The sequence below is a fragment of the Microcoleus vaginatus FACHB-2002 genome (genome assembly GCF_040004035.1).
Taxonomy (GTDB): domain Bacteria; phylum Cyanobacteriota; class Cyanobacteriia; order Cyanobacteriales; family Microcoleaceae; genus Microcoleus; species Microcoleus vaginatus_C.
In genome coordinates this window covers 1-16,971 of record NZ_JAMPLN010000034.1, presented here as the reverse complement: position 1 = coordinate 16,971, position 16,971 = coordinate 1, and the positions used below count along the sequence as shown (strand labels likewise).

At 44.1% G+C, this 16,971-nt stretch carries 13 protein-coding genes; 7 read left to right on the top strand and 6 right to left on the bottom strand.

What is annotated here, in order from left to right:
* Positions 1-482 precede the first annotated feature (482 nt).
* Both NDI35_RS23285 and NDI35_RS23280 read left to right on the top strand, forming a co-directional pair.
* The gene (locus NDI35_RS23285; protein WP_445314790.1) at positions 483-2,483 is read left to right on the top strand and encodes a cation:proton antiporter domain-containing protein; all 2,001 of its coding nucleotides are present in this window, start codon (positions 483-485) and stop codon (positions 2,481-2,483) included.
* A gap of 530 nt (positions 2,484-3,013) precedes the next feature.
* Positions 3,014-4,672, top strand: coding sequence for an alpha/beta hydrolase (locus tag NDI35_RS23280; RefSeq protein ID WP_445314789.1), 1,659 nt, complete (start codon positions 3,014-3,016; stop codon positions 4,670-4,672).
* A gap of 983 nt (positions 4,673-5,655) precedes the next feature.
* Here NDI35_RS23280 and ilvC read toward each other — a convergent pair.
* Positions 5,656-6,705 (bottom strand): ketol-acid reductoisomerase, encoded by a 1,050-nt coding sequence (gene ilvC / locus NDI35_RS23275; RefSeq protein ID WP_445314788.1) that lies wholly within the window; start codon positions 6,703-6,705, stop codon positions 5,656-5,658.
* Positions 6,706-7,013: 308 nt separating this feature from the next.
* On the opposite strand from ilvC, the gene gloA2 reads away from it, so the two are divergent.
* Both gloA2 and NDI35_RS23265 read left to right on the top strand, forming a co-directional pair.
* Positions 7,014-7,400 carry an SMU1112c/YaeR family gloxylase I-like metalloprotein gene (gloA2, locus tag NDI35_RS23270; RefSeq protein ID WP_445314787.1) on the top strand — a complete coding sequence of 129 codons (387 nt, stop codon included), beginning with the start codon at positions 7,014-7,016 and terminating at the stop codon, positions 7,398-7,400.
* A gap of 42 nt (positions 7,401-7,442) precedes the next feature.
* Positions 7,443-8,735 carry an endonuclease/exonuclease/phosphatase family protein gene (locus NDI35_RS23265; protein WP_445314786.1) on the top strand — a complete coding sequence of 431 codons (1,293 nt, stop codon included), beginning with the start codon at positions 7,443-7,445 and terminating at the stop codon, positions 8,733-8,735.
* Here the strand turns inward: NDI35_RS23265 and NDI35_RS23260 are convergent.
* The 4 genes from NDI35_RS23260 to NDI35_RS23245 all read right to left on the bottom strand — a co-directional run bounded on the left by NDI35_RS23260 (position 8,702) and on the right by NDI35_RS23245 (position 13,556).
* Positions 8,702-10,384: a dynamin family protein gene (locus NDI35_RS23260; RefSeq protein WP_445314785.1), complete on the bottom strand. Its 1,683-nt coding sequence runs from the start codon at positions 10,382-10,384 to the stop codon at positions 8,702-8,704. The two genes, NDI35_RS23265 and NDI35_RS23260, sit on opposite strands and share 34 nt — an antisense overlap.
* Before the next feature lie 14 nt (positions 10,385-10,398).
* Positions 10,399-12,474 (bottom strand): dynamin family protein, encoded by a 2,076-nt coding sequence (locus NDI35_RS23255; protein ID WP_445314784.1) that lies wholly within the window; start codon positions 12,472-12,474, stop codon positions 10,399-10,401.
* Between the two features lie 33 nt (positions 12,475-12,507).
* Positions 12,508-12,840 carry a hypothetical protein gene (locus NDI35_RS23250; RefSeq protein ID WP_445314783.1) on the bottom strand — a complete coding sequence of 111 codons (333 nt, stop codon included), beginning with the start codon at positions 12,838-12,840 and terminating at the stop codon, positions 12,508-12,510.
* A 194-nt stretch (positions 12,841-13,034) separates the two neighbouring features.
* On the bottom strand, positions 13,035-13,556 hold the full coding sequence (locus NDI35_RS23245) for a pentapeptide repeat-containing protein (protein WP_333349824.1): 522 nt from the start codon (positions 13,554-13,556) through the stop codon (positions 13,035-13,037).
* A gap of 228 nt (positions 13,557-13,784) precedes the next feature.
* Here NDI35_RS23245 and NDI35_RS23240 point away from each other — a divergent pair, with 228 nt between their 5' ends.
* Positions 13,785-15,323 carry a SagB/ThcOx family dehydrogenase gene (locus tag NDI35_RS23240; protein ID WP_445314782.1) on the top strand — a complete coding sequence of 513 codons (1,539 nt, stop codon included), beginning with the start codon at positions 13,785-13,787 and terminating at the stop codon, positions 15,321-15,323.
* Between the two features lie 133 nt (positions 15,324-15,456).
* Here NDI35_RS23240 and NDI35_RS23235 read toward each other — a convergent pair whose 3' ends face one another.
* Positions 15,457-15,768 (bottom strand): IS66 family transposase, encoded by a 312-nt coding sequence (locus NDI35_RS23235; protein ID WP_445314781.1) that lies wholly within the window; start codon positions 15,766-15,768, stop codon positions 15,457-15,459.
* Positions 15,769-16,027: 259 nt separating this feature from the next.
* On the opposite strand from NDI35_RS23235, the gene NDI35_RS23230 reads away from it, so the two are divergent.
* Together NDI35_RS23230 and NDI35_RS23225 are read left to right on the top strand one after the other, a co-directional pair.
* The gene (locus NDI35_RS23230; protein ID WP_445314780.1) at positions 16,028-16,570 is read left to right on the top strand and encodes a hypothetical protein; all 543 of its coding nucleotides are present in this window, start codon (positions 16,028-16,030) and stop codon (positions 16,568-16,570) included.
* A gap of 21 nt (positions 16,571-16,591) precedes the next feature.
* Positions 16,592-16,942, top strand: a complete 351-nt coding sequence (locus NDI35_RS23225) for a hypothetical protein (RefSeq protein WP_445314779.1) — start codon at positions 16,592-16,594, stop codon at positions 16,940-16,942.
* Positions 16,943-16,971 lie beyond the last annotated feature (29 nt).

Here is a 16,971-nt window from a genome sequence, read left to right as displayed (position 1 = left end):
GTGGAAACCGGGTTGTTTCTCGTCCAAGACTAACCCATTTAAATTGTCTGTTGTGGTGAAAAACCCGGTTTTTTTAAGAAACCGGGTTTCTGAATTAGACCGAGTTTGCCAAGCTCCATCTGGGGATATATGTCTGTGTCTCCCTGCATTTGATACCTAAATAGTGGTGGACGCAAATAGGATCAAAAATCAGGTGTCGGCGTTAACGTCGATCGCTCACAACCTGTTATTTTGACTCTTAACCGGGTTTTTGTGCCTCCCGGACTGAAAAATATAGTTTTTTTTATCGGAGTTCGTGATGCGCCCAATTTCTAGTCATCAAACCCATATTTTACCAATAAACAGAGTTACTCCCGCCCAGTCTTACTTATTACCAATTACGCTGTAAAATATTGAGAATACCTCTTTAGATTGATAGATATTTTGATGTTTTATTTTAAAACTGGTAGCAGTTCGCTGCCAATATGTAGGGTGAAAAACTTATGTTAACTTCCGGGCCAATTACCGCCCCCGTTCCCGTTTTCCTGGTTCTTTTAGCAATCATGCTACTCGCGCCGCTGGTATTTGAGCGCTTGCGACTACCGGGAATAGTGGGTTTAATTATTGCTGGCGTAATTGTCGGGCCCAACGGTCTCAATTTGCTGCAACGGGACGCTACTATTGTTTTGCTAGGTACTGTAGGATTGCTGTTTTTGATGTTCCTAGCGGGACTGGAAACTAGCCTTGACGATCTCAAACTCAATGCGGACAAAGCTGTCATATTTGGGCTAGCTACTTTTGCGCTACCGATGATATTGGGGACAGGGGCTATGCTGCTGTTGGGATATAGCTGGCTGGCTGCAATTTTAGTAGCTTCTTGTTTCGCTACGCACACACTTTTAGCGCTGCCAATTCTCACCAAATTGGGATTGATGCGAACTCAGACTATTACTACGACTTTGGGCGGGACTTTAATTACAAATGTGTTGGGACTGTTGGTGCTGGCAATTGTTGTTAAAGCTTTCAAAGGAAATCTCACTCTCGAATTTTGGCTGTTTCTCATTCCATCTCTTGCTATCTACACTTTTGCTACTTTGTGGGGAGTTCCCAAAATCGGTCGCTGGTTTTTTAAGAAATTTGGACACGACGAGAATGCCGAATTTATATTTGTATTGGCCACCCTATTTCTAGTTTCTTACGCAGCAGAATTAATTGAGATTGAGGCAATTATTGGTGCATTTTTATCGGGAATTGCCATTACTCAAATTATTCCCAAAATGAGTCCGCTGATGAATCGGATTGAGTTTATTGGCAATACGCTGTTTGTGCCATTTTTTCTGATTTCTGTGGGGATGTTAATTGACCCGCTAATTTTGGTAAAGCAGCCGCAGTCTTTGTTGGTGGCGGCGGTGATGATTTTAGCAGAGGTGGCGAGCAAGTTTTTGGCAGCTTGGCTACCGGGGAAATTATTTGGTTTTGAGTTTCCGAACATTATGGTAATGTTCGGCCTTTCTGTTGCTCAAGCTGCTTCTACTTTGGCGGCGATTACGGTTGCTTTTGAGATTAAATTGGTCGATCGCGTAACGGTGAATGGCATCATTGCCATGATTTTAGTAACTTGTGTCGCTTCTCCTTGGATTGTATCTCGGTGGGGTCAAGAAATGCAGCAGCCGGGGTCGAGTTTGCCGGTGGCTACTGCGGGAAAGCATTCATGGGGAGAGCGAGTTTTAGTGCCGGTTGCTAATCCGAATACAGAAGATAATTTGCTGCGTTTGGCTTTGATTTTAGCAAAAACATCTCAGGGAACTTTGCTGCCACTGCATATTTTGTCCGATCGCGGGGAAGCAATTTCGCCCGCAGATAAAATGCAGCAAACTCAACTTTTGACGGCTGCGGAAACTGTCGCCCATGCGGCTGCTTGTGCGGTTGAACCGATCGCGAGGATAGATGATGCGATCGATCGCGGAATTCTGCGGAGTGCAACCGAACGCGAGGCTAGTTTAATTGTTTGCGGTTGGAAGGGATTTTCCACGACGCGCGACAATTTTTTTGGCAGCATCATTGACACAGTGATCAGGCGATCGCCCGTACCGGTACTGATTGCTCGATTTCCCGATCCTCTCCAGAATACAGCCAGAATAATTTTGGCGGTAACTGACAGCGAGTTGACTCGGTTTGGATTTCAGGAAACTGTGGATATTGCTAAGAGTTTAGCCGAGGAACTCAAGGCGAGTTTGCAAGTGCTCTTGGTGGCGACAAAACGGGAACAAAGCAACAAAAGTGCGGCGGAGGTGGAAATTCTTTCTGAGATACCAGTAAATCGGGTGCGGGGAAATTTTATCAAGCTAGTTTCGCAGAATTTGTTAGAACATGATTTGCTGATTTTAACAACAATTTCTCACCAGAATTTGTGGGAAAAACCGGGAACTCTTAAAGAACCGGAAGCCATCGCCCGAATTCACCCAGATATTTCGATGCTTGTTGTTTATTTTCCTGTATCTTGAGGAAAATTTTAACCGCCGATGATGTTATGAATCTGCATTCATCTGCGGTTAAGATTTAGCTCTAATCCAACGGAATTGCTAGGAGAAATTCCTCACCTCTTCTGGGTTGGAAAATAGAATCGAGCATCCCACCGTGTTTTTCGGCAACCCTTGGATAGCCAATCGCTCAAACCAATTCGGTACCTTTCCGTTACCGCAATTTGGGTTAGTGCCTTAAACCAAATGACCATCTTTGCTTGATAATTATGGCTAATAAGTTATCGAAGTCTAGATTTGACTGTAAGTAGGCCAGATAGCCATCCTCGCATCATTTGTGAATTTCTTACTTTCTCAGGGTGGGTTCGGGGATGGTTGGGGTGGGGTAAAAAATTTGCGACTCCTGCAAGGATTGCTATAGAAGCTTATTATCGATCGGCAAGTAAATATGCCCAGAGGCCTTGACGATCGCACATTGATCTAGACAAATTCTCGGCATCGGGGAAAATTTTGAGAATATGGTGATATATCTCCTGTAGTTCAGTAACGTAAAAATGAGCATCAGACCAAATTTCAGATGGTTTTCTTCGGTGGCGAGTGTTTTGGGTTCGATTTCGATTAATCCTTTCAGCGACGTGACATCCCCTGTAAAAGCTGCAGAAACGGTTGTTGTCCGCAAAGGTATTTTAGAAACTTCAATATCGGTTGCTGATTTGCGCGAACTCGCAGAAACAGGAAAAGTCCCGGCAAAACTGCAAGCTTACGCCAATCTCCTGTCCTCCGAACAGCGGAGTAAAATTTTTCGGGCGCTGCAAGCGAAAATTCCCCTCAATGTAGTCGGCCTGAGCAACTTGCTAAGTACGGGCATCGGCACTGCCATCCTGACGGATTTGACTACAGTGATACCCAGGCGCGACGGTGGGGGTGTGGAAGCGCTGCGAGCGGCTCTGCTGCTGGGAGCCAACGCGCCGGAAGGCTTATCGGTATTGAGTTTTATTGAATCTTATCCGAGCTCGCGGGTCGTGGTGGATCTCGATCGAGCTTTCACAGTTTTGGGAAATATGAACACAAGTTTTTGGCAAACTCAGCGCTTTATGGCGGCGATCGCACCTCAGTTAGCACCGGTTAAACCCGCGTTTAACCTGCCTTTCGATCCCACCCAGCCCGGCCCTAATTCCGTGCAGGTACGGGCGCTAGATTTGAACGATAGCGCCCGCAATCGGTGTATTCAAGTCGATGTGTATTGGTCGAAAGCTGCGACACCCGACAAACCGACGATCGTCTTTTCTCACGGGTTGGGTTCCGTCCGCACGGATTTGCGCTACTTAGCCGAGCATTTGGCGTCTCACGGCTATGTGGTAGCAGCTTTAGAACATCCGGGCAGCAACGAGACGAATACCAATGCTGCGATGGCGGGTAAGTGTCCCTTGCTAGCCCCTCAAGAGTTTTTAGACCGTCCCAAAGACATCAGTTTTGTACTCGACGAACTGACAAAATTGAACCAAACTGATGATAATTTGCAGGGAAAAATCGCGCTCGACCCATCGGTAATAATTGGCTATTCTTTCGGCGGCGCCACAGCCTTGTCCTTGGCCGGTGCCGAACTGCAATTGAGTGGACTCAAACAGCGGTGTCAGGGAGATTTGATTGGGTTCAGCTTAGGCCAAGGCATTCAGTGCGCGGCGGCCGGATTGCCCGAAGAACGATATCAATTGCGGGATGGGAGGATTAAAAGGGCGATCGCCATGAATCCGATCACATCATTATTATTTGGAGAAACTGGTTTAAGTGCCATTCAAATTCCCACATTAATAGTAGCATCTTCTGCAGACAAAACCACTCCCGCCTTAGCAGAACAAATTGCAGGGTTCCCAAAAATTCCATCTCCTAAATGGCTAGTCGGTTTTGTAGGAGGAACCCACTTAAGCGTCAAAGATCCGAGTACAACTTTAAACCAAGTTCGCAGACCGAACACAGTAATGAGTGGCGATGAAGTTGTCGGCGAACAAGCTGTTAGCATACGCAATTATATTAAAGCTATAAGTTTAGCCACGGTCGCTCAACTGACAGCAGAAGCTGACAAATATGCAGTTTTTCTTACGCCCGAATACGCGCAATTAGCTTCCACATCGGCAATCCCGGTGCGGCTCGTAACTGAAATTTCCCCGGAAATTCATACAGTAGTGCAAACTTTTATTCAACGGAATAAGTAGTGATTAGTTATTAGTCGTTAAGTAGGTAAGCGCCAAAAAAACATAGTATTTTGTTGACTTCTGGACCCAGAACATAATTATGTAGGGTTCGCAGTCCGAACCTTACCACTATTAGTTATTAGCTAATAATCTGATGTCCACTCGAACACCTATAATAAAGGTGTTTGTAGTGGTAGTTCGAGGGGACATCAGATTGCGACTAGCAGGCTTTCCTATTGTAGGCGACGCCCCTTACCCCCCAGGGCTGTATTTTCTTCTTAAGCTGTTTCTGATATATTTTGTCCGTGCAAGGGCAAAATATAACAAAGCGCTTTCACAAACTCTACTCCCAAACTGCGATGCCTAAAAAAAATCTTATCCCGCTATTGCTGCTGTTGGCAGCCCTGTTTACCCTTTACGGTGACACTTTAACTTTTCTCCCCAAACCTGTAAGAGATACTAGCGTGGCAAGTCGGAAGTTCTTCGTGGGGTTGTGGCCAGATTGGTTGAGACCCAGAGATTTCAACGAGAAAAGGCAACAGGATCTTGAAAAATTGCAAAAAAGTCCTAGTCCCAGTCGATAGTTTTGAGCGACCAGCGAAAAACCCGGTTTCTCTAATAATACCTAGCCATTTTCTTGTAGGTTGGGTGAAGCGAAGCACAATCAAACATGACGATTTGAGATTGTAGATTTTAGATTTTTCCTCCAATCTCAAATCGATTAAACTTGAGATTTTAGATTTTCTTCCTATACCAATTTAATGTGAAGTTGCACATATCTCGATCCCCCTCGCATCCCCCTGATTGTTGGGGGACTTTGATCGGAATCTTGTCCCCCCCTTATTAAGGGGGGCTAGGGGGGATCGGATTGTACGGGGCCTCATAAAAAATTGGTACTAGCGGTAAGGTGTGCATTGCACACCCTACAGATAGAGGTTAGGCCTCCAGGACTGTTTTAGATTGGTACTCCCATCTAAAATCTAAAATCTAAAATCTAAAATTGACTAAGCCTGCTTTTTCAACCAGCTAAACATAGCTCGCAAATCTTTACCAACTTCTTCAATAGGATGTTCTGCTTCCTGACGGCGCATGGAGGTAAAACCGGGTTTGCCGGCTTGGTTTTCCAGAACGAATTCGCGGGCAAATTGGCCGGATTGAATTTCGCTGAGAATTTTACGCATTTCGGCGCGGGTTTGATCCGTGACGATGCGGGGGCCGCGAGTTAAATCGCCGTATTCTGCGGTATTGGAGATGCTGTCGCGCATTTTGGCGAGGCCTCCTTCTACTACTAAGTCAACGATAAGTTTAACTTCGTGCAAACATTCAAAATAAGCTAATTCCGGTTGGTATCCGGCGTCAACTAAAGTTTCAAATCCAGCTTTAATTAAGGCGCTCAAACCGCCGCACAAAACTACTTGTTCGCCAAAAAGATCCGTTTCTGTTTCTTCGCGGAAAGTGGTTTCCAGAATGCCGGCTCTGGTGCCACCGATACCTTTAGCATAGGCCATTGCCCGATCGCGCGCTTGACCGGAAGCATCTTGATATACTGCAAACAAACTGGGAACGCCTTCCCCTTGTTCGTAAGTCCGTCGCACCAAGTGTCCGGGGCCTTTGGGGGCAACCATTACTACGTCTACATTGGCAGGGGGAACAACTTGGCCGAAGTGAATGTTAAAACCGTGAGCAAATGCTAAAACATTTCCTTCAGAAAGGTTCGGTTCGATTTGTTCTTTGTAAATAGTTTTTTGAACTTCATCGGGCAATAAAATCATGATGAAGTCAGCGGCGGCGGCTGCTTTGTCTACCGGGTGAACTGTTAAACCCGCGTCGGTTGCTTTGGCTGCAGATTTGCTACCGGGATACAAACCGACAACGACATTCATGCCACTGTCTTTGAGGTTAAGCGCGTGGGCGTGTCCTTGGGAACCGTAGCCGATGATAGCAACCGTTTTGTTGGCTAAGAGGTCTAGGTTCGCGTCGGTGTCGTAATACATACGGGCCATAATCCTTGTCTCCTGAGATGCAAATTGGGTGATTGACTGCAAAACTCTCATTTTATCAATGTAGGGTACTTTTTTTGCAGAAATTTTTCCGATTAAGATTTGAGCGAGGGAAAATAAAGGGATCTCGCGTTGAATTTAGCAGGGTTTCTCGCCGTGTCTGCGATCGTCAAATATAATTGTCAATAGCGTGCTGTGCATTTGGAAAAACCTCAGATCTGGCACCATTCTCAAGAACAGGCAAGATGCCTGTTCCACAAAGAGTAAATTTTTTTGTGGAACAGGCATCTTGCCTGTTCATAAAAAGCTTATTTAAAATGGTGCAACATCTCAGAAAAACAAAATTAACTAACTTTATTCAGATGAAAATAAAAGCAATACATCATGTGGCGATTATTTGCTCGGATTACGAAGCATCGAAGAAATTTTATGTAGAAGTATTGGGATGTTCCATTATCAAAGAAACTTTCCGAACCGAGAGGAATTCTTACAAACTAGATTTGCGAGTCGGAAACGGCGACACCATTGAACTTTTTTCATTTCCCCATCCTCCTGAAAGAGTTAACAATCCTGAAGCTTGCGGTTTGAGACATTTAGCTTTTGCAGTTGAGGACATAGAAGCATCAGTTGCTCACTTAAAATCTCAACAAGTAGAAGTAGAAAATATTCGCCGTGACGAGATTACCGAAAAACGATTTACATTTTTCAGAGATCCAGACAACTTACCGTTAGAAATTTATGAAATTTAGACCCACATCCCTATCTTATAAAGATTAGCAGAGAGGATAATAATGGACTCTATCATCAGAAACACAATCACGGTCGGATTGCCTGCTTTAATGCTATTTATAGCCATCTTAGCTACAGGGAAAACAGGTGACGCCGCCGTTTGGTCGGGTTTAGTCAAAGTCGGCGGTTCCTTTGGTATGCTGATCGGCTTAGGTGTGTTGGTATTTGTAGGATTTGTTGCCAATTATTTTAGTTATTTTGTGGTAGATAGCTTGTTGGTGAGATTTTATCAAAAGCGGCGAGTGTTGGAACAGCCAGAACAACTGGTAACAGAAATTGATAAATTGCCGATTACCAACGACCTCAAAATTAAGCTCAAATGGGCGGTGATGCACAGCAGCAACTACAAAATCATTAGCTTGAAGCACGTAATTTTAAAATGGTTTATTATCGCAGCAACTGTAAATGCCGTATTGTCCATAGTCGGTTATTTGGGAGAATTTAACATTTTTTTTGAATTGAGTTCTCATTTTAAACTACAATATCTGGTGGTTGGTTTCTCTACTTTTATATTCTTCGCTCTCGTGCGCTCAAAAAAAATATGGCTGCTGGTGAGCGTATTTTGCATTATCATTAATTTGGCGGAAATTGTTCCTTGGTATTTTCCAGCGCCAGCAGTTGCCGGAGCAACTCCCGGACACAACTTGCGGATTTTGCATTCAAATGTTTTAAGGGCTAATCGGCGATATTCTGAGGTAATATCGCTGGTTAAAGCAGAACAACCTGATATCGCGGTTTTTGTAGAAGTCAACTCAACTTGGGCAAAACAGTTATCGGTTTTAAGCGAGATTTTTCCTTACTCTTCTACCCAGCAAGAATCTGAGAGATTTGGGAGTGCAATATACAGCAAGCTGCCTTTAGAAAATTCTTCGGTTAAAGCCTTTTCAAATCAAAGAAAGAGCTTGTCGGCGGATGTTAAATTTCAAGGTAAAATCATTTCTATGATTCTTGCTCATCCGACTGTGCCAGTCAAACAGGAGAGTTTTATCGATCGCAATAAACAGCTAGCAGGCATCGGCGAGTATGCAGCCCAAGTCAAAAATCCGCTGATTGTGGTTGGGGATTTAAATACCACAATGTGGTCGCCGTTCTACAAAAATATGGTAAAAACTGGAAAACTGCGAAATGCGCGATCGGGTTTTGGCATTTTACCGACTTGGCCGACTTTTATGCCGCTGGCTTATATTCCGATAGATCACTTTCTAGTCAGCAAAGAAATTGGTGTGTTGAAGATTCGTACTGGTCGCAATGTCGGTTCGGATCATTTGCCGTTAATTACAGATTTGGTCATTTGAAGGCAGGATTCGATATTTTCTAACAAATTATTGATTAACTGTATCTGGTATTGCTGAATATTTGTCTGTAGCGGCTCTTTGCTGTCTTGAAAACAGATAACTTTTCCGGCGATTTCCTTGTAGTGTTGCAGCATGGAAAAAGTATCGGTGCTGAAGCGAGCGAGATAGTTTTTAGCAGCCTCGCTGCAAATTTCCGTTACTTGATTTAGATATGCTTCTGGCGATTCAGGCGGCTTTTCATACCCAGTTCTTTTATTCAAAATATAGCTAGCACCGCCGACTACTGCGGCTCCCACAGGCCCGCCCAATAGCCAACCTAAGCCTGTTGCGATCGCCACTGGAGCCACTTCGCTGTCGATCGACTTTTGAGGTGGAGGTGGCGGCGGTTCCGGTAAACTGACTTGCGGGGATGGAGGAAACGAAATCAAAAGTGCGATCGGCTGTTCTTTCTCAAAGAATTCGCAAGCTTTATTTACCCATTCTGCGATGGTTTGCTGCTGATGTAAGACCTCTCGCTGAAATTTTAGCTTCCACGCATCAAAACTTCCTTCCTGAAGCGATAGCGCCATTTCCGATTGATACCGCTGCAAAAGTGTAGGCTGGTAAAGCCAAATCTCGAAATCGGAAACGCTGGCTTGAAAGCCTTTTGATATCAATTTTTCAGCTTTTTGTTTAATTTCAATTTTGTCTTTGTGCTTTTTTTGAGCTGCCGCTGTTTCTGCAGTGACAGTTTCAGCTTTGGCTCGGAGAGATTGGCAAATTTTAGTAGCTATAGCTTCAATTCTGGGCAACTTAACTGCTAGTTGTTCCTGTTGAGCTGCCACAATACTTTGCAAAGCCGATTCAAACGTGGCAATTCCTGTAGTTTGGGCTGCCGCCACATCTCCTTTCAGCCTCGCCCTCAAAGCCGGCAAAGCATCGACGCGGTAGATATTGCTGATATTGGTCGGCAAGTTCGAGCGAAAACTTTCGGCAACAAACAACAAGCGATTGTAAACTTGTTTTTGGTCGTCTGGTTCGAGTAGATTGAGAAAATTGGCAACAAAGACTACAGTCTTGATGTTGCGATCGCTCAACCAATCTCTCAAGTTCTCCCGTTCGCCTAAAGTCATCAATTTGCGAGCATCTAAAACCTGCACAACTAAATCAGCCGTTAGCAATTTATCCCGAACCAAATTATCCTGTTCTTCGCGGTCATTGGTTCCCGGCAAATCCAGCAATTCCACACCGGTTTGCAGGAATGGATGGGGACAGTAAACATTCACGGCCGCCACATCATCCCGCATTTGTCTCGCGTCGTCAAGGATGGCGTAGCGTTTCAAAACATCAGTCCCCCGTTCGCTAACTTCCGTGCCGTCTTTCAGGGTAATTTTTGCGCGCAATTCCTCGCCGTAGTTGACATAAATGGCAGCACCTGTAGTGGGCACTAGGTCGATCGGCAAAGCACGATTTCCCAGCAAAGCATTCAGCAAAGTTGACTTGCCGTAATTAAACGGGCCAAAGACAGCAATTTGAAAAGTTGGTTTGGTCAGATAGTCGCAAATTGAGGTGGTATCTCGATACAGTTGGGAGTTTTTCTCAAGTTCGAGAATACCGAGTGCTGATTTGAGATTGTCGGTCAGGTCTTGATAAATTTCGGTTTGTTGCATATTGTTGTTTTATTTCAAGCCGATGCTAGGAAAGCTTGATATAGCGATTCAATACTCTGCGACTCGGCAGAAACATCAGCCTCCAATTTTTTCAACCGCTCAGATTCAGCCTGACAATTAATCTCGCGAGATTCCTTTTGTTCGAGCAAATTATCTAACTCAGCTTTCCGAGAATTAATATCATCATTCATGCGATCGCCCACTTCTCGCCCGTAAACATCAAAACACTCTTTCACAGCATCGTGAATCGGCTGCCACTGCTCTTGAGCCACCTGTGGCAGATATTTCACCAGCTCTTTTTTCGCGGCTTTCACCAACTGTTTATGAGCTCCGTCTGCTTGCAAAACCCCTACACCCATTCCCAACAACGCCAAGTACAGCGGCCCCAAAACAATCCCCGTAAAACTAGCAAGAATCGTACTAACGCTTAACACAGTAATTAAATTAAGCAGGATATTTTTCCAATCAAAACCCGCTCCTGCCATTGCTACGCCCGCCAGATTTCCGGTCGTTAACGAGAACAATCCCATCGCCCATTTTGCCCAAGCTGGCGAGTTATCTTCGTTTGAGTTGCTGACTGCTGCTGGTATTTTTTGCCCAGTCAGTTTTTCTGTGATTTTTTCAGTCACTTTCGTGTAAGATGCTCCGTAATTTGCCGCACTTTGTGAGAGCTGCGAAAATGCTGAATTCATCTCTTGTTCAGCCGTGAGAGTCCAAGCTGCTAGTTTGTCGTTGATGTACTGCTCGAATGCTCGTTTGAGCGATGCTTCAAAAGCTTCTCGCTTGCCTTGGCTGAAGAAATCGAGAAATCTCAGTTCAGGTTGATACCGTAAGAAATCTGTTTCAAAGGTATTTTCTAAGTTAAGAACGTAGGCGCGAAAAGAATCTGCGATCGCCCGCGATTTACTATCTCTAACTCGGCTAATTTCTTGTTGAAACTCATCGCGAATCTGAGTTAGCTTTTTAAACTCTGGCTCAACTGAATTAATTTTTTCCTTCAACTCATTGACATCGCGATCGAGTAATGGTAATCTGCGCCCAACAGCTTCGCGGACGCGAGCAGAAATTTGACGCGCCAAAGTCCTCGCCGGACGCAATTCCGAAATCGCTCTTTCCTGGGTCAAAAACGTATTTAGTGCCGCCATAAACTCGGGAAAACCAGTCCCTGCCAAATCCGCATCCGGGTTTTTCATCCGCAACCTGAGTGCCTTAATTGAGGTAATTGCAAACACTCGCTCGTCGTAAATATCGTGTCCTTCTGTTAAACAATATTCAGCCAAATTAGCTTGAAAAACCCGCCGCAGTTTCCCTTCTGCTTCTGCTAATTCTTCAGGATCATCCGGGTCAATCAAACTTTCTCGCACTTGATCCCAAGCATTAATCAGAAAGAAAATGCTCAATCCGCGATTTTTGATGTAATTTTCTAAATAACGTCTTTCACCCATCGTGCAAGGCTGAGTTGCCCTGAGTACAAACAAAATAGCGTGGCAGTTGTTGATGTAACCGAGAGATAATTCGTTGCGGGCTTCTGTATCGTTCAGTCCGGGACTGTCTACTATTTCTATGCCTTTTTCCAGCAAAGGTAAGGGATATTCTACTACGGCGCAGTCGATATCGGGAAATGCTGGTTTCTTTTCTTCTTCTAAGCGTTTTGCCTCAGCCGGGTCAATTGTGTAGTTCTGTTTAAAACTTTTAAAATCTAGCTCTTTTGGGCTTTTGCCGTCATTGAAATAAACGGTTACTTTTTTTTCTGAACCATAGCGCAAAATCGTCAGCAAAGCTGTACAGGGATTTACATCACTGGGCAGTAAGTTTTCGCCGATTAACGCATTGAGAAAAGTGCTTTTTCCGCGTTTCATGTCGCCTAGCACTAGCAGCCGAAAGACCCCTTGGCGCAAGTTTTTACTAGCGACATCAATGTCGGCGTTGTCTGTTTCTAAACCGAGTTTTCCCGATCCTTCTCCTCCTGCTAATTCTGATTTGTTGATGGCTGTCGCGATGTTGCTGAGGCGAGTGGCAATTTCTCGGCGGACGGCGGCTACTCGCTCTAAATCGTTGAGAAAGTTGCTAGTTTCTACTTTAAGGTTCATGGGTATTTCCTGATAGTTTCCTGCTTGACATTCTCAACTTTTGTCTTCTTCAATAAACATTTTGTAAGCTATGAAAGCAATGCCTCCCACTATCAGCGCCGCTGCCAGCCAAGATGCTATGCGAACTGCAACGATAACAGCAATGACAATGCCTGTAAATTGAGCGGCTGCTATAATTTTTCGGCGCCACTGTTTGAGTTTGCCGTTAACTTTGCTGTCTGGTTCTTGGTACTTGCTTGTTAGATGTTCGGGCACTGAGCGGTCGATTTCGGCTTCTAGTTCGCGGAGCCGAATTTCTTGTTCGCGCTTCCGGAGTTCTTGTTCTTTGCGCCGGAGTTCTCGGGATTTGTTGTCAGGAGAATTCATAAATTTTAGCCTTTTTTCCGCTGGAAAAATGTGTTATTTATTGTCAATGTTGCGGATCGATAAGTTCTCTACGACTGTAACTCACATTTTCCCGCGTGTCGAGAAATGTTAAGAAATTTTAAAAAGGGCGATTCGCTACGGGATAGCTACGCTTCACGACTAATTAAGCCGATCGCCCGCAGCGCTGGAAATCATCAATAGCCTTCGGGCCCGATAGTAGTGCGATCGCACTCCGCTTCCGACAAATCAACCAAGCGCGATCGAAATAAGTTGCAGCCTGCTAATTGAGCTTTGGTTAACTTTGCTTTCTCCAAATTAGCTCGGCTCAAATCCGCATATCTCAAATCCGCATTCCTCAAATCTGCATTGTACAAATCCGCACCTTGCAAATTCGCTTTCTGCAAATTGGCACCTTGTAAATTGGCGTGGCGCAAATTGGCTCTGGATAAATTTGCTCTGGATAAATTTGCTTCCGACAAGTTTGCCTGATAAAGTTGAATGTCGCCCAACTCAGCATCTTGCAAATCAGTTTTATAAAGATTGGCTTCAGTCAAATTTCCGTAGGGCAAATAAGCTCCCCTCAGAACGCTACCAGACAGATTTATTTCTGCCAAATCGGCTTGAAACAAGTTATCTTCACTTAAGTCAACGGCGTTAAAGTTTCGCTTGCCCTCAGCATACTGAGCGAGCAATTCTTCAGCGCTTAGCTTTTGCATTTTCATCCCTTTATGAGGACAGCTATTGCAGCCAATCCATAACAGTAATTAATGGTTATTTTTCTGCGTATTTATACTTATGTCTCTTATTATGTTAAGCTTGTGTAACAACAGTCGCATTTTTTCTAAGATTTTTTTTATATTTGTAAATTTCTGCCTTGCTCAACCAGTAAGCGGTTAGTAATGTCAAGATCGATCGAGAAACCAAAGCGAATCCTCTACTGAAATATGCCAGAACTTCCTCTCTCCATTGCTCAGCACTACCACGAACGGACAAAATACGACCCTGAAACCATTGCCGCCAAAAGCAAACAGCTCGATTGGACAGAGCAACCTGTGCCTTTCAAAGAATATAAAATTGGAGCGTATTTTGACCTCAAGCCTTATCTAAAAGACCCCTCGGAGGATGCCGATGCCGATCCCGATGCCGCTTGGTGGCATCGGTTATCTAGCTTGTTGCTGTGCAGCTACGGGTTGACGGCGAAAGTACAGACGGTAGACGACAGCTACCTGTATTTGCGCTCTGCACCGTCGGCGGGTGGACTCTACCCAGCAGAGGTTTATTTAATCTCCCGTGGCACTGCCCAGTTGCCGGCCGGACTCTACAACTATCAGTGCAGAACTCATTCACTTGTTCATTTTTGGGACAGTCAAGTTTGGCCTGCCCTGCAAGCAGCTTGTTTTCAGTCGCCAGCACTAGAAAATACCCAATTGGCGATCGCCATTACCACTGTTTTTTTCCGTTCTTCTTGGCGTTACGAAGACCGAGCTTATCGGCGAATTTTTCTAGACACCGGTCATTTATTGAGCAATATCGAGTTAGCTTGCGCCGTCAACGATTACCGACCTCACCTGATTGGAGGATTCGCCGACGAAGCTGTCAATGAATTACTATACATCGACTCGGAGCAAGAAGGAGCGATTTGTGTAGTTGCTTTAGCCGACTTGCTAGATATTGACCAAAACTTGCCTAAATTTAAAACAGCTTTACCTGGAAACACCACGACAGATTACCCTAAAATTTCCGAGGGTCAACTGTTAAAATACCTCCACAAAGCCACGCATTTAGACTCAGACCCTACCGGAGCAGACGGCTGGAAACTTGAGGAAAGTGAAGGGGAATTAGAGGATAAATATAACTTTCCATTTTGTACTAAAGTTTCGACGGTCACTCCTTCGATTCCTTGGGGAGTGAACCTGGAAAGTTTAGAAAACACTATGCTAAAAAGGCGTTCTACCCGTGCTTATACAGGTGCTTCTTTGAGCTTGGGCGAACTGCTAGCTATGCTCGATTTTACTTACCAGCCGCAGCACTATATCGACCAAGGATTAGACGGTTCTCCAGACTATTTCGATCTAAGTTTGATCGAGACTTTTATTGCTGTTTCGGGAGTGAATGGGTTAGAAGAAGGCTGTTACTATTACGCTCCGAAAGCTCAAGAATTGCGGCAAATTCGGTTTAAAAATTTCCGCAGGGAATTGCATTTTTTGTGTTTGGGGCAAGATTTAGGCAGAGATGCGGGGGCGCTGTTATTTCACACGGCGGATTTGAACAGGGCTGTAGCAAAATATGGCGATCGAGTTTACCGCTATTTGCACATGGACGCGGGTCATTTGGGCCAGCGGTTGAATTTAGCAGCTATGCAACTGCGTTTGGGTGTCAGCGGTATCGGGGGCTTTTTTGACGATCGCGTCAATGACGTTCTCGGTATTCCTGCGGGTGAGGCTGTGCTTTATATTACAAGTTTGGGAAGACCTCGATCGTGACAATAAGTTAGTTGTTATTTGTCAGTAGTATTGCTTCACTAAGCCCAGGCGCATCGTAAGGATTCAGGTCTCAATTAGAGGAATTAAAGAAGGAGTCTGCACAGCCGAGTCAACCATTGCTTTTATAGCTTGGTCAAAAAACTCGGCGGACACAACGTCCTTGATGGCGACAAGTTTGTATAACCGTCAATAAATTGGCAGTATCTTGAAACCGTTCCATAGACCGGGAACCTCCACTAATTTTTCTTTTTGTGACGGCTAAACGTAACGTTCGTTCTGCTAAATTATTATCAGGCGGTATCTTTGGGGGGTCTAAAAAATACCACCATTGATGAGCCTTATTGCTCAAGGAGCGTAAAAGTTTCCCGGCTTCCCCTCCGGCTCTCTCTATCCATGAATGAATAGTAGATTCAACTTTTGGTTTAAACTCGGATGTCCAACTCAAGAATTGAGCGAGGTTTTGGGTTTGTTGGAATAAAGCGTAGTTTTTAAAACCCTCATCTCAATACTCCGGACAGTTTTTCAAGAGGGATGCGATACCTTCGGCAAGCAACGCTTACGCAATAAAGCACAGAAGCGAAAAAAGTGAGTGCAATCTGAACCCAAAATTAACAGAAAAAAAGGCGCTCTTTTAGGTTAAGCTATAAAAACACACAAGCTCAACAGATTGCCTTAGGAAGATTATTGAATCCATCTTACAACAAATGCCAGGGATTAGTCAACCCCAAAAGAAGTTTTTAATCACTTTATTCTTAACTATTTTGCTGGTTTATGGTAAAGTCAACTTCACGAATTTAAGTCGTTATAGTTATTTGAGCGAAAAAACCTACCGTCGTCACTTTATCAAAACTTTTAATTTTCCACAATTTAATCAATATTTCCTCGAATCTGCCTTAAATACTGAACACACAGTCATTGCTGTTATTGATTGTTCTTTGGTCACAAAAAATGGCAAAAAAACTGACGGTAAAGCTTATTTTTATAAGGGTGTAGCTGGTAAATCGGAACAGGGGTTGGAAATTTCTGTGATTTCTATTGTCGAAATTGAGATTCGTTTAGCTTATAGTTTAAGCCTACAGCAGACTCCATCACGCCCTCAAATAAAGCCGGTGAAAAAACTGCCACAAAATCCGAAGAATTCCTGGTCTAAGAAATCTCGCAAAAAACCGGACCCTCAAAGCTCAACGCCTGACATCACAAGAGTTGATGACTATGCACAACATCTAAAGAATACTCGTTGTTTCTGACCAACTTCTGTACGTTATTTGGTGGCTGATGGCTATTACTATCGATCTCAATTCTGGGATGCTGTGCGGGACTTAAATTTAGACTTTATTGGCAAGTTAAGAGTTGATGCTAACTTACGCTATCTCTATAGAGGTGAACAAAAGAAACTGGGAGCTCCACGTAAATATGATGGTAAGGTTGACTGCCATGATTTGAGTCGTCTTAATTTTGTTAAATATCTAAAGCTGGGAGTTTCATTATATACATTAGTTGTGTGGAGTAGTTGTTTAAATTGCCAAATTACTTTGGGCGTTGCTGAATTGATGTATGATGTAGCGATCAAGAGCCAAAAACATTATTCAAAACAGGATGGAATCTTTAGCTACATTTAATAGTTAGCAGGATATGGGGTGGGAACATC